Genomic DNA, 14961 nt, shown 5'->3' on the forward strand with positions numbered 1-14961 from the left:
CGTCAGGTGCTGTACATCCTCATCTGCGGCCGTCTGCCTTCTCGTCCTGCCCGCGCGCAGCTCGGCAGCCAGGCAGCCCTCCTCTTCTGTCAGGCAGCGGGCTGGCCATTGACCTTGGTGAAGCCTCCCGGCCCTCGCGGACGGCCGTTGGCGAAGGTTGTCTGAAATTAGCTGCACGACGCTGCGCGCTCACGATGCATAAGGGAAGGGCAAAGTGCTGTACATGGGTGCAGCACCCTCGGAGGGAAACGAGGAATCTGCCGTGAGCCACGTTCTTCCGCTCGCCAACGGTCTGCGCACCGACCACCCGGTGCCGGGCCTGCCGTTCGTCGACGACTCCCACCTCCCCCTCGAGGAAGGCCCGGAGGCCATCGAGGCCGTTGGCCGCCACCACAACAGCGGCATGTGGGGCCGCTACGACAAGAACCGCGCTGACGGCGGCTGGCACGCCTTCACCACCGACCCCAAGCAGCACGCGCTGGGCTGGTCGGTGCGCCACCACCCCGAGCATGGCCGGACCGTCCTGCTCATGCACGACGGCGACATGGCCCTCTGGCACAACACCTGGTCCGGAGAACAGCTGCTATTCCGCGCCGGCGGCTACTGGTGGAATGGCACCACCTGGTACCGGCCCGGACAGGTCTGGAACCCCGTCGAACAGGACTACGAGCGGCGCAAGGCGCGTCTGGCCGTCACGGTCTACGCCGCCGACATGCTCGACGGCCGCGCCGATGCGTCCCGGGCACACGTGGGCAAGGTGATCACCTTCGACCCCGAAGCGGCCAGGCCGGACACCTGGCCCGACCACCTGGCCCTGTGGGCCGAGCACCGTTCCAGGAGCAGGAGAACGCCCTGCCCCTGGAACGGTGCGTGGTCGACCTCTCCAGCCCCGAACTGACCGCGACACAGCTGATCGGCGTCCCGGAGATGGCCGAGCTCGGCGGCATCACCGCCTCCACGCTGCGGGCCTACATCTCACGCGGCAACAACGAGGTGCCCCAGCCACAGGCCACCGTGGGCGGCCGCGACCAATGGGCGCGCACGGTCGCGGAGGACTGGGCGGAGGCTCGCCAGCGCTCCCACGAGGGCGTCGGGGCCGCCATGTCCGCCGGCGACCGCGACAGCCTCTCCCCCGGTGCGGCCGAGGTGCGCGACCGGTTCGCCACCGACTTCCAGCACACGCTGTACGACCGGCCCGACGTCCGCAAGCGGTGGGTGCTGCGCCAGCGCAACAAGGAATCCGTCGCTGAGATCGCGAACGAACTCGCCTGGTCTGTCGCCGCCAGCCTCGACCAGATCATCCCCACCCAGCACCTGGGGCGGGTCGTGCAGGGCGCTGTGATGCACGACTGGCAGGAGACCGTCGACATGTACGCCGACGAGGACCAGGACAGTGACGAGGCGGAGAAGTGGTGGCACCTCAACCTGACGGTGCCGGTGGCCAAGATGCTCGACTGGTACGTCCGCCACTTCCCCGGCGACGCGTACACCACCATCGGAGAAATCCAGAGGCAGGCCCACACGGCGTGGGGCGTGCCGGCGGCGGACGCCCTGAGTTCGCTGCGCTCGGCGCTCTCGCTCGGCGGCAAGCTGACCGAGCAGCAGCGTGAAACCTACTTCGCTCTGCTCGAACCACACGAGGCCACCGGCTGACACGTCCTTGCCCACCAGGGCCAGAGCCAACGCCAGTAGCTCAGGCCCCTGCGCCGTGACTGAAGCCAGGAACGCCCCGGGCGATTCGGCCGAGCCGGCCCCGTACAGCGCGAAGGTCGCCCGGAATGTTCCGGGCGACCTTCGCCGTGAGGTCTGAACCCTGGGTGTGTGGCCTGCCGTCCGGCTACCAGGGACGATTTCAGGGGCTTCATCGGTGAGCCTGTACCGAAGATCCTCCACCCGCGCAGCAGCGAGGCCCGGCAGGGCAGCATCGGCTTCGTGATGGGCGCCCTGCCAGGCCTCGGAGCAGCTCCGGCCCTCTGGCCGGAGGGTTTCAGCTTGCGCTGGGGTCCTGGCCCACCAGGCGGGAGAGCAGCTCGATGATCTGGGCGTTGCCTGTGCGCACCTCGTCGGTGAGGGCGTCGATGCGGGCGTTCATCGCGGTGAAGCCTTCGCGGACCTCGCGGCGCAGTGCGGCCTGGCCTTCGATGACGGCGGCGAAGTTGCCGCCGGACTGCACCTGTAGGGCTTCGACCCGGTCTTCGACGGCCACGGTGCGGCGGCTGAGTGCTTCCAGCTCGTTGTGAGCGATGGGGTCCTCGGAAGCCATGTCAGTCCCTGGGTCGGATGCGGGTGGTACGTGCACCCTGCGATTGTCCCAGAAGCAGCGGCACTGGCGGAAGCGGGATCAGCCCGGCAACGGAATCCTGCACCGTTGTGCAGCTGCCTGGCTCAGAGGGCCGAACCTGCAGCTCCGTCGGGGGGCAGAGTGCCTCCGCGCGCCGGCTGGGTCGGGCACGTGTACGAACCGGCCGCTCACCTGGCATGGCTCGTCGAGGCGGCTCCCTTGGGGTCGTTTCCGCCTCGGGAGCAGGGCCGCACTTATGAACGAATACTCGGTAGACGTCGGCATCTGGTGGGGTGTCCAGGTCTTTCATCTGCGGTTTTACCGAATGACGCGCGTAGCTGCGCGGCTCCCTATACCAAGATCAGATGTGAGGGAACGCTTCTTTCTGGATTCCGAGGTAATTACCCGCCGATGCGTTACGAAAGTGTCCGATAGACCCGAAAATGGGCTACGGGTGGGCGCATTTGACCGAATGGCATTGGGCAAACCGTGTCGTTACAGTCACGGAGCGCGAGCCTGACTCTTTCCACGGACCCGGGCTCGCGCTCCTACACGCAACTGCGACCTACAGGAAGTTCAATGCGTGAATTCCCCGATCGCTTTTGGGACAAACACCGAAGGCGCCGTCCCGCGAAGGACAGTAACAGCGCCGCCCGCCCTGTGGACATGGGGGGCAACGCCGCTCATGACCCGGGCAACAGCGCATGGCCCGGCCCGCGCCCGCCGATGGCCGTGCCCCCGCTCGTCGTCCTCGACCCGCCGCAGGACCCGGTGACGCTGACGGTGCTCCTCGTCACCGCCGCTCTGTGGGCCTACGCGGCCTGGCGGCACCCGCGCACCGGCGGCTGACCTTCCCGGCCCGGGAGTCCGCCGCTGCTGGCTCCCGGTGTCATTTCCGCACCGGTGTTCCCTACGGAACGGACGAACATCTCCGTAATCCGTCACGTTTCGCGGGCGGCGAAACCCGTTTCGTCGCCCGCCAGGACACGACCAGACAAGGACACGGCACGATGCCGGGATACTTTCCCCCAGCAACCTGTGAGAACTGCGGAGAACTGCTGAAGGAGCAGAGCGCGGGCCGGCCCGGAAAATACTGTGACACGCAGTGCCGTCAGGCCGCGTACCGCAAACGCCAGCAGGGCCTGGTCGACGTCGACACCTCGGATCTGGACGGGAAACTCGCCGACCAGATGGAAATCCTTGAAGAGAAAATCATGTGTCTGCCGCAGCTCCTGACGGCACCCGGCGCCCGGCCCGAGCTCTTCCTCGAGTCCCTGGTCCAGATCCAGCTCCTGGCCGAAAAGATGGTTACGCCCGCCGTCCAGCGTGCCCGCCGCCACGGCACCGACTGGGCCACCATCGGCACCCTGGTGCGACTGAACAAGGACACCGCCCGGCACAAGTACGGCGAAGGCTGCGACCGGCCGGCCCCCCGCGCGCCGCGCCCCCGCCCCGCCACCCCGCCGTCCGCCGGCGACGACACCTCTGGCAGTAAACAGAGCCGGCCCCTCGGCACCGAACCACCCCCACCTGCGAGCCTGGAGCCGCCCGGGCCGCCAGGCCAGCTCGCCCCGGTCCTCAGCAAACTCCAGCGCGCCTCTCAGCTGAGCCTGCGCAGTCTGGGCGACGCCACCCGCCTGTCCTCCAGCTACCTCTCCCGCGTCATGAGTGGCGAGCGTTTTCCCTCCTGGGACGCCACCGCCCGTCTAGCCCGCGCCTGCGGCGCCGACCCTGCGGCCCTGCGCAAGGTCTGGGAGGACGCCCAGGCCCGCCGCACCACCCGCCGCACCGGACACACCCTGGCCTCGGCCCTGCGCTATCTGCACCGGCGCGCCGGCTCCCCCACGCCCTGGGCCATGGCCGTCACCAGCGGCGGCACCTTAGACCAGCACCAGGTGGCCGCCGTCCTGGACGGCAGCGACGTACCCGACTGGGAAATCGTCCAGCGCATCGTCATGGTCCTCGACGGCGTCCCGGACTACTTCGCCCCCCTGTGGGAGAGCGCGCTCACCCACCAACCCGCTCCCGAGACCGAACCCGAGACCGCAGCCCAGGCCGGGGCCGAGCCGCCCCCGCACCCCGCCCCGGCACCGCCGCCCACCCGGCAGCTGGACGACCTGCTGGGCGCGTTCAGCAACACTCTCACCGCTCCCCTGCAGCACCTCACCACTTCCGAAGCTGGGAGACCGCCCGGCCCCCTGCCCCCGCCCGCTCCTGGCTCCGCTGTCCACCGCCGCCCCCGGCCCGCCCCCATCCCCGCCCTCACCCACTGGACCGCCCGCTGACTCACACGGCCCGAACTCGCCCGCCGCGGCTGAGCCCGCGGCGGGCGGGTGGCGGCAGACTGCCCGTGCGGCCCTTCGCGTACCCCGGCCCGAAGGGCCGCCTGCTCCCCGCCGGACCGGCACGGACGGAAACCGGGAGCAGGGCAAAGCCGCCCCGAACCGGCGGGAACTTTACGAGGCTGGAACGAAGGTCACCATGGTCTTCGGGCAGCCGGCGGCGAGCTTGCGCAGCGCGGCGCGCTCGGCGGTGTCGGCGCTCAGGTTCCAGCGGAGCTTGGTGCTGACCCAGTCGGCGGCGTAGGTGCAGTACGCGCCCTTGGCGGGCGGCAGCCACTCGGCGGGGTCCTTGTCGCCCTTGGCGCGGTTCGGGCCGGAGCTGACCGCCACCAGCCCGCGCTCGGCCGCCAAATCGTTGGCGTACGCCTCGCGGCGCTTGGCGCTCCACTTCGATGCACCGCAGTCCCACGCCTCCGCCAGAGGAACAACGTGATCGATGTCCAGCTTCGACGGGTCGTTGACGGTCTTGCCGTCGTAGTACGACTTCCACTGCCCGCCGCTCAGCTTGCAGCCCTTGCCCTGCCGGGGCTTCTTGACCGCCTCCGAGAGCAGCACCTCCTGGCGGGCGTCGCAGCCGTCGTGGTCGACGTCCACCCACAGCTTGAACTTGTCCCGGTTGTACCCCGCCCGCGACTCACGGCTGATCTTCAGCTGATCGACCGCCTTGGCCAGCGCCAGCCCGCCCGGCGCCGACGGAGCAGCCGGCCGCGGCGGCTTGGCGTCCTCACGAGACGCATCAGCAGAGCACGCCGCCACGGACAGCAGCAGGACAGGACAGGCGAAGACCGCGGCGCGGCGGAGGGGGTGCAAATTGGCTCCCGGGCCAGGTGAAACAACGTCAGGGCCTGAATCTACCCACCGGTGGCACCTCGCCGAACGCTGCGCGCACCGCTTCCTACCGGCGCACCGCAACACTCGGCCGGCCTTCGAGAGCTGCCCGCACCCGCTGCGCCCTGCGCTGGGGAAGGAAGTGGGGCCGCGCCGTCACCTGCACGGGTTGTTACCGGTCGTTCCCGCCGTGCGCAGGCTGGCAAGTCAGTATCCAGTTGCGCGCGCTGTCAGGCTGTGGTGCGGGTGCTGTCGCGCCACAGGAGCGTGAGCTCCGGCGTCGGCGTCGGGCCGGGGGCGGTGAAGGTGTCTGTGCACAGCGGGGAGGCGTACCAGCGGTGGCCGTGGCGGGAGACGGTGACGGACTGGACGGTGGCATCGCCGTGGGTGATGCGGCGGGCGAGGCGCTTGGCGGAGTGGTGCAGCCGTACCTCGCCGAAGGAGGCCAGGCGCAGGCGCCGGTGGGTGGCCAGGCGGATGCCGGGTTTCTTCACGTCGTGGTGCAGGCGGAAGGAGTCGCGGCTGCGGCCGCGTTTTTTGAAGCGGGGGTAGCCCACGCGGCGTCCGGCCCGGATGCCTTTGACGGAGTCCAGCCAGTTCTTCCAGGCCCGGTCGGCGTCGGCGAACGCGGACTGGAAGACGTAGGTGACGTGAGGAAGGCCGACGACGGGCGGCGCGCCAAACGGGCCAGCCGCCACAGCAAGCAACTGTGGCGGCTGGTAATAGGGTCAAACGGCCTTCGCCTTGGCGACGGCTTGCTTGGTGGCCTCGGCTGACTTGCTGATCGCCTGGAGATGTTCGGCGATCTTGCTGCGCTGGAGCTTGGCTTCGGCGTCGAACCACGTCCGGGCAACGTCGGCTTCGTCGCGGCAGGTGATGTCCGCCTGGGCCGTCTTGACCTCCTGCTTGCTGACCTTGTGCGGATCAGCGAAGGCAGGGTCGTCGTTGGCCTCCATCGGTGCCTTGTACGAGTAGCCCTTGGTCTTCATACAGCTGGACCACTTCGTGAAGGCCGCGACGACCTTGGGATCCGTGCGCGACTCGTTGAACGCTTCGCCGCTGACCTGCTGGAGCACATCCGCTGGCTGGGCCGCCGGAACAGAGCCGTCGGCCTGGCTCACACAGCGTTTGACTACGTCATCGGGCGCGCCGGATTCGTCCACTGCGCCCTCTGACATCGCAGCGTCGTACGCTTCCTGCTCACCGGCTTCGGGGTGGTAGCCGCGCTCGGCAGCGAGCGTGGCATCGTGGATGCCGTAGCGCCAGTCGGTGAGCGTCTTGCCCCCGACCTGCGGCAGGTCGGGGGCAGGTTTCCAGGCGGGGTAGCCGGCCTTGTCCATGCAGCGGTCGATCAGTGTGTCCCGCGAGGTGCTGACGAGCCTGGCCTGCGCACGGGTGGGCATGTAGGCCTCGATGGGCAACCGCCATGTCGCGGGGTCGTGCGGGTCGCCCACAGAAGCCTGAGCCACGTGGGCTTCGCTAGCCGATGCGGGCGCTGCGACACTCTGGGCCGGGTTCCGCGTACCGGCGTCGTCAGCCAGGAAGTACACGGTGCCTGCTCCCGCGGCGAGCACCATCGCCGTGAGAGGAACCGTCACCTTCGTTGTCATCTTCATGATGCCGTCCTCCTTCGCTACGCCCTCAGCCGGTGAACTGGAAGGAGGCGTTCTGGTTGTAGACGTGCCGGAACCGGTCGATGTGCTGGTAGGGGGCCATCACGTCCTGTGCTCCCTTGTAGCCGCTGTTGAAGTACACACGCGCCATGTACTTGTAGTGCTCGTTCTCCCCGGAGGCGGCATTGTTCTTGATCCGCAGACCTGAGCCCGGCCACGCACCGCTGGCGCCGACCTTCTCGCAGAACGTGAGCGGGGTCCGCGCCCCGGCCACGCCGTCCGGCACGTCGTCGAAGTTATAGACGGCGTAGCCGATGTTGCGGTAGGAGCCGTTCTGGCCGGACTGGAAGAAGATGTGGAACTTGAAGCCCGAGGCGCCGGGCACCTTGCAAGCCTCCGCGCTGTAGAGGTTCGCGGTGTCGTCCACGGCATGGGCGGCCGGGGCCGCGCCTAGGACGGCTGCGGCCGCCAGCGACCCGGCGGCCAGGATGTTTCTCTTACGTGCTGCGCCTTTCAGACGCATAGGTCCCCCCTCGAAGTCGGTGCCCGGCGGCTGGTCCTCACCACCCATGAAGAAACGCCGCCAGTGGTTACGTGTCGCCCGGAGAGCCGGGACGTGTCGGTCCGTCCTGGCAGGGCGGGGCCACCGTAGACGCTGTGTGTAAAGGCCACGCAATGAGTTCGTCGGCCTGTGGCCGGAAACGCACGCCTGCTGTACCCAGCGGGAACGCAATTCCGATGCGCCCTCGGGGCGCCCTTGCCTGTGAATCTCCTGTGAGCGCTATGCGGCTTAAGCGACAAAACACGTGGGGAGATTGGCCGATCTTGGCCGTTGGTGCCCGGTGCGTACCACCTCGTCGCCGGCGGGGAGGAAACCGGGCCCGCGTCCCTAGCGATGTGGTGGCCAGTCCTCCGGCCCGAGCGCTGGTCGGTGGTTCAGCCGCTCCGGGCTGCGCGTCTGCCTGGATCTCGCCTTGCCGCTCGGTGGCGCGCAGCGGGCGGACTGCTGCTCCTTGCCGGAGCGGGCGAAACCGCCCGGGCGTGAAGGCCAGGTCGCAGACTTCTTCGTGGCTTGCTCGTGGCCCTTAATAAGCCTCACCAGCAGCGACCGGAAGCACTGATTCAGGCCTGCTCTCAAGCAGGTGAACTCCATGACTACAAGGAAAAATAGTCAAGCACTAGCAAAGCGCGGCCTGATTTAGCCTGTCTTGTATGCGGCGGTTGCCAGCCGCTTGTGAAAAGCATCTCTCCCTATGCGGGAACCTCACCGTTACTGTGCTTCTTCCGTCGAGTCGCACCCGCTCCACACCCAGGCAGACACACCGACTGGAAACCGGTTCTCACCGCCTGCACCAACTGCGACGTAACGGCTGCCTGACTGCCCGTCGAGCTCTGCTCACCACCCAGCCTCTTCCTTTTGAGGCGAGCGAGCTCTCCGGCCTTCCCCATGGCACAAGGCTCACGTCAATCCCCTGCCGACTGACTGCGATCGACGTGTCCACGCATAAGCCAACTACCTGAGGAACGTTTTGATACGGCGTCACCGCGTGTCGAGACGTCTGCGCACACCGCTGCTCATCGCTACGGCCATACTGGTCGCGAGCGGCCCCCTGATGTCGCAGGCACTCGCTGCAGAAACCCCTGCCCCAACCGGCCCCGCTCCTGATACGGCTGCGCCCGCCAAACCGAAGCCGCCGAGCGATCCCGGCCCGGCTCGGGTGGCGAATCCGGATACCAACCTCGGCAAGGACTGGAAGAAGAGCCAGGACCGGGCCGTGGCCGGTGCAGCCGACGCGAAGGCTTACCGGATTCTCGTCGCCGACGAGGCGAAAGCGTACGACTGGAAGACGGTCGCGACCCTTTCAGAGCCCGGTATGCCCGCCGATTCGTGGATCGGCAACCAGTGCGTCATGGACCGTGACCACGTCGCCGCCGTGTACGCGCCCCGCGCCTTCACGAACAAGCCCGACCTGATGCAGGGCGGCGCGTTCACAGCGATCGTGAACACGAGGACGGGCGACGTGACGAAGCTGCCCTTCACCGGCACCCTCGCCTACTTCGACCCCACCTGCAACACCACCACGCACACCGCCGCCTTCACCCAGTACCGCGACATGAACAACGCGGCGAAGGTGAAGACACAGGTGATCACCGTGGACACGGCCGGCAAAACGGTTGCCACGACGGGCGAGCTGCAAGGACAGGTGTCCTCGGCGGCCCCGGTCAAGGACGGCGTGGTCGCCGGCCTCGGCCGCGACCTCGTCCACATCGACGGCAGGGGCAAAGCCCGCCGACTCGCCACAGGCGACAGCATCCCCTTCGACATCCGCCCCATGGCGGGTGACCGCATCGGCTTCGTGGACCGCAAGGACACCAAGACGGCCCAGGCGAAGGTGTACGACGGCCACGGCAAGCCGCGCACGATCGCCACCGGACGCCTTGGCGACCTCGACCTCGTCCCCGGCGAACAGGGGCGCGCCTTTCTTACTGGTGACACCAAGGATGCGAAGACGGAGGGGAGCGGCGTCACCAAAATCGACGCGCCGGCCGACACCGACGTCTCCTCCCACGGCCGCCTCGCCGTCGACCCCGTCCTCACCCCCGGGATCCGCGCCGGCCTGACCCGTATCCAGGCGGCCGGGAAGGGCTTCGACAAGGCCGACGAGCCTGAAGCGGGCGTGCATGACCGCTCCGGGCAAGCCCCCAGCACCGCGGATGACGCGGCCCCGCTCACCGTCACATCGACCGCCACAGCGACGGGCAACAAAGTCCAGCAGCGAGTCGCCGCCACGCCGCCGCGCACCGGTAACGTCCTCTCACCCGCTCTGACCGGCGCTTTCGCACCACGGGTGATGTCGCGTACCGCAGCCGCGGTCTCCCACGATCCCCGGGACACCGACCGCTGGTGCTCCGTCTCCCGCAACGACATGAGCGCTCAGGCGCTGCAGCCGACGCCGAATCAGGTCGAGTGGGCGGTGGACATGGCCGTCCGCGGTGAACTGCGCAGCAAGTGGATCCGCCAGGGTGACTACCGCAGCCAGGCCGGCCTCGGCACGATCGACCCGCAAGGACTGTTCCCCCTGCCGAAGCTGAAGGGCGGCGGACGCATCCCCGCCAACGTTCTTCTCGGCATCCTGGCCCAGGAGTCCAACCTGTGGCAGGCGGAGAACGGTGCGGTGCCCGGCCAGATGGGCAACCCGCTGGCCGCCACGGACGGCTACTACGGCCACAACGTGAAGGACACCCTGCTGGGCTACTGGCGTATCAACTGGAAGAAGTCCGACTGCGGTTACGGCGTCGGACAGGTCACCGACGGCATGCGCCTGGCGGGACACGAGAAGGTAGACGAAAAGACAGGCCAGAAGATCGAAAAAAGCCTGGATCCCAAGCTGCAAAAGCTTATAGCGATCGACTACGCCAGCAACATCGCCGCATCCATGAAAATCCTCGCCGACAAGTGGAATGAGGTACACGAGGACGGCCAGAAGATCACGGTCAACAACGACGACCCTTCCCGGGTGGAGAACTGGTTCACCGCCGCCTGGAACTACAACCTCGGCTTCAATGCCAAGTCGGCCTTCGCCAGCAACGGCGGAAACTGGGGCCTTGGCTGGTACAACAACCCGGCGAATCCCGTTTACAAGAAGGGCGCCTGGGACCACCCGTTCATGGACGTCAGTCTCGACAAGAAAAACATCCGTGACGCGGCCCACCCGCAGTACTGGCCCTACGAAGAAAAGGTGATGGGCTGGGCCGCCTGGTCCATCGACACCGGCTTCTCCTACGGCACGGACGGCCGCCAGGACTGGGTGGGCGATCCCGGGTTCTCTTCCGCCGGCTTCCGCCCCGCCTGGTGGAACAACGACGCTGCCCGCTCCCACGTCAGTCCGGAACTGGACACCTTCTGCAACGAGAAGAACGGCTGCAGTACCGAAACCCCGGTCAACTGCCCGGACGAGGCCTGCTACCGGCAGTTCTGGTGGAACCAGGAGAACGCCACCTGGAAGCCCCTGTGCGAGCAGTCATGCGGGCATGAGAGCATCAAGTACGAGTCCCTGCGTGCCGAGCCCGGACGCGGCTATCGGCTGAAGAACGGTGAACCGGTATGCAATACCGCGCCGAAGGGCTCCGAGGTTGTCACGTCCATCCCCAACGGCACCCAGACCTGGTCGAAATGCGGGCCGGCCTCGTCGAAGGGAAGTTTCGACTTCACTTTCTACCCGGACTGGGACAGTAACTACGAAGCAAAAGCCGATCTGCATTCGATCGGAGGCGGCGACGGCGGTCACTTCTGGTACACCCACACCCGAAACGAGGACAACCTCGGCGGCGACGGCAACCGCATGACGATCAAGGGCCAGTGGACACTCGGGCACAAGCTCGACTGGGCACGGGTACTGGTGCACCTACCCGACACCGGCGCCCATACCCGCCAGGCCGCCTACGTCGTACAAAATGCGGACACCCTAAGCCCCAAGCGCCTCGTGCCCCAGCGCGCCGACCGGTGGGTCAGCCTCGGCGTATTCCACTTCACAGGAACACCGCAGGTCGAGCTGTCGAACGTGACGAAGGACGGAACCGCAGACGAGGACATCGCCTGGGGCTCGATCGCCTTCCAACCCCTGCCCGGTAAGCCGAAGCACTCCATCGTCGCCATGGGCGACTCCTACTCCTCCGGGGAAGGAGCCTCCGAAGGCAACCGCGACTACTACCCGGAGAGCAACTACCGTGACAAGCTGAACAAATCTACGCGCAACCCCTGCCACCGGTCGAAGATGGCGTGGTCCCGGCAGGCCGCTGCGCCCGGCCTCGGTACGTCCATCGGAGCGCTGGACGACAGCCTCGACCCGCGTATGGACTACCACCTCATCGCCTGCTCCGGAGCCCGCACGTACAACGTGATGAAGGTCCCGCAAAACGGCGAACTGCCGCAGGTGGAACAGGGGTACCTGGACCAGAACACAACGTTGGTCACAATGTCCATCGGCGGCAACGACACCCGCTTCACACACGTAATCCAGAATTGCCTGGTTTCTTTCGGCATCAAGGCGAACTGCAACGATGTGCCGTTCGAAGACGAGGACACGGACATCGGCGGCCGGGACAAGAAGTATCACGGCTGGCACTTCGGGCAGGCTCTGCCCGCACTGATCAAGGAGGTGGTGGCGCCGGATATCATGCGCTCTCTCCAGGAGATTCACACGAGGGCGAAGAATGCCAAAATCGTCCTCATGGGCTACCCGAAACTGATCTCTGCGGATGGTTCCTGTCTGCGTCTGGGCGCATTCGGCCTTTCGAAAGACTCGAATGCCTGGCTGGACAGTGTCGCGGGGGAACTGGCGGCCAACATGCAGAAGGTGGCCGACACCGCCAAAGCCGAGCACGGTATCGACGTCCGCTTCTCCAACCCGATGCCGGACTTCGAAGGCAAGGGAATCTGCGGCAGCCCAGAGACCATCAACGGACTGGTCCTGCACACCGTGGACAGCGACGATCCGGTCGCGGACTGGCCGATCCTGAAGGACTACGGATTGTCGGCGCAGTCGTTCCACCCCAAGATCGCCGGTGCACGCCTGTACGCAAACTCTCTGGAGCGCACCATGAAGGACTGGGTAAAGTGACCTGCAAAGCATAACCACCACGAAGGGGCGAGGAAGAATATTTTTCCCCGCCCCTTTTGCCCTCATGAACCGCCGCCTCGGAATCACTGAGGCGGCGCGCTGACAAAGAAGGTGAATGCCATGCAGTCAGTCCTCAAAGGAGGGATCGCCGCCCTCTTGGTGGCTGTTATGTTGATCGCCTGCATTAGCCTTGCTCACCGGTACGGGATGGGAAAGAACGAGGAACAGTTCCCGCTGATCCAGCAAGCGATATTGACTGGCATCGTGACCGTCTTCACGTTTATTGCCGCTCCATTCCTGCTGTGGGTGGGAGCCCGCTGCATTGCGGCCGGCAGTCCTGTAGGGCGCTACGTGCTCATCATGTCGGGGCTGTGGCTGCTAGCGGGCAGTGCCGCACTCATCGGCTTTGTGCAGGAAACTTACCCAACGCCCGGTGTACTGATCCTGACGGGTACGGTCTACATGTGTGCCGGCGCCTTGGCCGGGTGGCTCATCAAACTCTAGCCGCATCGCGTGACGTTGGAAGGAACATGCATTGACAGACCGCCCCAAGCGTCTGTGGCCCGCGTTCTCAACAGGCCTGGCCTTACTGCTCCTCACCGCCCTTGTGCGCGGTGTGTGCTGGGTGCTCGCCTATGACCACATGCAAGGCGGGCATCACGAAGGCGATGACAACACGCCTGGCGAAGCCATAGCCGCCGATCTACGGCACAAGGCCTGGAGCGTGTATCACGGAACCACAACGGCCGCCTTAATCATCATCGTTGTCACCGTGCTGTGGGCAGCCATCATAGTGTGGATGAATCGCCGGGCCCGTCAGTAGGTTTTCAATCGCCTGCGACGGCCCTTCACGCTCGATGATGGGGTCCCCGCCGGTGCTGCGGCGCTCGCTGCACCACTGACCGCGACCACCGCCTCCGTGCCATCCGGCGTCGGCTGGAACCAGACGGCGCCGAGAGAAGCCCAAAAGCCGCCAGTACATGATCTTGGGCAGATGGAAGCCTCGGAGGGTGCCGACGCGGTTCTCGTGCTCACGGCGGGCATTGAGCAGCGCCGTGACGTGCGGGGTGTAGCGGTGCCGTCGAGCGGCTTTCCTAGTCCGCGGGGTACACAGAGGGCCAGCGGCTCCCCGAATGGCTTAGTGGAAGGGCGCCGCCCTGCGCGGGGACGAGCTGGCGGCGGGCACGCCGACGGTGCAGGCCGAGCCGCCCACCGACACCGGACCGCAGACCCAGGCGTGGCGCCTGGAGCCGCTGGCCCCGCGAGGAGAGGTCAAGGCCTTCGACACGCTGACCGCCACGGTGGTGCATCCCGGCGGCGGTGTCATCGGCAGGGCCCTGGCGGGGATGACGGGCGTTCAAGCAGACGCTGGGCGCGGGCGGGAGGCTGTTCGAGGCGGCGGCGGGCGTACTACGGCGCTCGGCCGGCCTTCGAGAGCAGCCCGTACCCGCGCTGTCCTCCGCCGCTGGGGAAGGAAGTGAGGCCGCGCTGTCACTCGCGCGGGTTCTCCCGGGCCGTTCCCGCCGTACGCCGGCTGGCGAGCCGGTATCCAGTTGCTGTGATCAAGATGACTGCGCGCGTCCTCGCCGGCGCCGCCCTCGCCCTGCTGCCCCTGACCGCCGCCTCCCCGGCCCAGGCCGACGAGTCCGACGCGCCCGCCCGGTACGCGAGCCTGCACGACGGCATCGAAGCCCTTCCGCTGGCGGCCGAGTCCCGCACCGGCTACCAGCCCACTTCGTTCAAGCACTGGGTCGACGCCGACCGGGACGGCTGCTCGACGCGCGCCGAGGTACTGATCGCCGAATCCCGACAGCGACCGGAGATCGGACCGAAGTGCACGGTCGTCTCCGGCCGCTGGTACTCCTACTACGACGGCGTCACCGTGACCAACCCCAAGGGCCTGGACATCGACCACATGGTGCCCCTCGCCGAGGCGTGGGACTCCGGGGCCTCACAGTGGAGCGCGGCACGCCGCGAGGCTTACGCCAACGACCTCGACGCCGAGCGCAGCCTGGTCGCGGTCACCGCGAAGACCAATCGGTCCAAGGCCGACCAGGATCCGTCGACCTGGCTGCCGCCGCTGGCTGACGCGCGCTGTACGTACGCCGCCGACTGGGTCAGCACCAAGCTCCGCTGGTCGCTGACCGTGGACCGGGCCGAGCGGGACGCCCTGCGCCGCCTGGCCGCAGGATGCGGCCACACCTCCGTCGAGTATCAGCCTGTGTAAGAAGCTGTGCGAGAACCTCCGGCACGAGGCGGGCGCAGCGCGGATTCCT

General features: G+C 67.3%; 13 protein-coding genes. 8 read left to right on the forward strand and 5 right to left on the reverse strand.

Annotation, left to right across the window (positions count from 1 at the left end):
* Positions 1 to 262 precede the first annotated feature (262 nt).
* Positions 263 to 898 (forward strand): hypothetical protein, encoded by a 636-nt coding sequence (locus ACH4K4_RS32365; protein WP_398172259.1) that lies wholly within the window; start codon positions 263 to 265, stop codon positions 896 to 898.
* Positions 817 to 1653, forward strand: coding sequence for a hypothetical protein (locus ACH4K4_RS32370; RefSeq protein ID WP_398172261.1), 837 nt, complete (start codon positions 817 to 819; stop codon positions 1651 to 1653). The genes ACH4K4_RS32365 and ACH4K4_RS32370 overlap by 82 nt, the downstream gene beginning before the upstream one ends.
* 334 nt (positions 1654 to 1987) lie before the next feature.
* Here ACH4K4_RS32370 and ACH4K4_RS32375 read toward each other — a convergent pair whose 3' ends face one another.
* Positions 1988 to 2263 (reverse strand): hypothetical protein, encoded by a 276-nt coding sequence (locus ACH4K4_RS32375; RefSeq protein WP_398172263.1) that lies wholly within the window; start codon positions 2261 to 2263, stop codon positions 1988 to 1990.
* 684 nt (positions 2264 to 2947) lie between these two features.
* Between ACH4K4_RS32375 and ACH4K4_RS32380 the strand changes: the two genes are divergently transcribed.
* Both ACH4K4_RS32380 and ACH4K4_RS32385 read left to right on the forward strand, forming a co-directional pair.
* The gene (locus ACH4K4_RS32380; RefSeq protein WP_398172265.1) at positions 2948 to 3130 is read left to right on the forward strand and encodes a hypothetical protein; all 183 of its coding nucleotides are present in this window, start codon (positions 2948 to 2950) and stop codon (positions 3128 to 3130) included.
* 161 nt (positions 3131 to 3291) lie between these two features.
* Complete coding sequence (locus ACH4K4_RS32385) at positions 3292 to 4566, forward strand: helix-turn-helix domain-containing protein (RefSeq protein ID WP_398172267.1); 1275 nt, start codon at positions 3292 to 3294, stop codon at positions 4564 to 4566.
* 171 nt (positions 4567 to 4737) lie between these two features.
* Here ACH4K4_RS32385 and ACH4K4_RS32390 read toward each other — a convergent pair whose 3' ends face one another.
* From ACH4K4_RS32390 to ACH4K4_RS32405, 4 genes are all read right to left on the reverse strand, one after another.
* On the reverse strand, positions 4738 to 5433 hold the full coding sequence (locus ACH4K4_RS32390; RefSeq protein ID WP_398172269.1) for an HNH endonuclease family protein: 696 nt from the start codon (positions 5431 to 5433) through the stop codon (positions 4738 to 4740).
* A gap of 248 nt (positions 5434 to 5681) precedes the next feature.
* Positions 5682 to 6149 carry a hypothetical protein gene (locus ACH4K4_RS32395; protein ID WP_398172271.1) on the reverse strand — a complete coding sequence of 156 codons (468 nt, stop codon included), beginning with the start codon at positions 6147 to 6149 and terminating at the stop codon, positions 5682 to 5684.
* 30 nt (positions 6150 to 6179) lie between these two features.
* Positions 6180 to 7067: a hypothetical protein gene (locus ACH4K4_RS32400; RefSeq protein WP_398172273.1), complete on the reverse strand. Its 888-nt coding sequence runs from the start codon at positions 7065 to 7067 to the stop codon at positions 6180 to 6182.
* 25 nt (positions 7068 to 7092) lie between these two features.
* Positions 7093 to 7587 (reverse strand): hypothetical protein, encoded by a 495-nt coding sequence (locus ACH4K4_RS32405; RefSeq protein ID WP_398172275.1) that lies wholly within the window; start codon positions 7585 to 7587, stop codon positions 7093 to 7095.
* A 1024-nt stretch (positions 7588 to 8611) separates the two neighbouring features.
* On the opposite strand from ACH4K4_RS32405, the gene ACH4K4_RS32410 reads away from it, so the two are divergent.
* The 4 genes from ACH4K4_RS32410 to ACH4K4_RS32425 all read left to right on the forward strand — a co-directional run bounded on the left by ACH4K4_RS32410 (position 8612) and on the right by ACH4K4_RS32425 (position 14912).
* Complete coding sequence (locus ACH4K4_RS32410; protein ID WP_398172277.1) at positions 8612 to 12685, forward strand: SGNH/GDSL hydrolase family protein; 4074 nt, start codon at positions 8612 to 8614, stop codon at positions 12683 to 12685.
* 120 nt (positions 12686 to 12805) lie between these two features.
* Positions 12806 to 13189, forward strand: coding sequence for a hypothetical protein (locus ACH4K4_RS32415; RefSeq protein ID WP_398172279.1), 384 nt, complete (start codon positions 12806 to 12808; stop codon positions 13187 to 13189).
* Between the two features lie 31 nt (positions 13190 to 13220).
* Positions 13221 to 13508, forward strand: a complete 288-nt coding sequence (locus ACH4K4_RS32420) for a hypothetical protein (protein ID WP_398172281.1) — start codon at positions 13221 to 13223, stop codon at positions 13506 to 13508.
* Between the two features lie 735 nt (positions 13509 to 14243).
* Positions 14244 to 14912, forward strand: a complete 669-nt coding sequence (locus ACH4K4_RS32425) for an HNH endonuclease family protein (RefSeq protein WP_398172283.1) — start codon at positions 14244 to 14246, stop codon at positions 14910 to 14912.
* Positions 14913 to 14961: the final 49 nt, after the last annotated feature.

It is taken from the genome of Streptomyces sp. NPDC017529, assembly GCF_044329785.1.
In the GTDB taxonomy this organism is placed as follows: Bacteria; Actinomycetota; Actinomycetes; order Streptomycetales; family Streptomycetaceae; genus Streptomyces.

Bases quoted from the DNA above. Each gene is read 5' to 3' on its own strand.
- ACH4K4_RS32385 (WP_398172267.1), top strand. From the start codon at position 3,292: ATGCCGGGATACTTTCCCCCAGCAACCTGTGAGAACTGCGGAGAACTG.
- ACH4K4_RS32375 (WP_398172263.1), bottom strand. From the start codon at position 2,263: ATGGCTTCCGAGGACCCCATCGCTCACAACGAGCTGGAAGCACTCAGC.
- ACH4K4_RS32415 (WP_398172279.1), top strand. From the start codon at position 12,806: ATGCAGTCAGTCCTCAAAGGAGGGATCGCCGCCCTCTTGGTGGCTGTT.
- ACH4K4_RS32405 (WP_398172275.1), bottom strand. From the start codon at position 7,587: ATGCGTCTGAAAGGCGCAGCACGTAAGAGAAACATCCTGGCCGCCGGG.
- ACH4K4_RS32380 (WP_398172265.1), top strand. From the start codon at position 2,948: ATGGGGGGCAACGCCGCTCATGACCCGGGCAACAGCGCATGGCCCGGC.
- ACH4K4_RS32400 (WP_398172273.1), bottom strand. From the start codon at position 7,067: ATGAAGATGACAACGAAGGTGACGGTTCCTCTCACGGCGATGGTGCTC.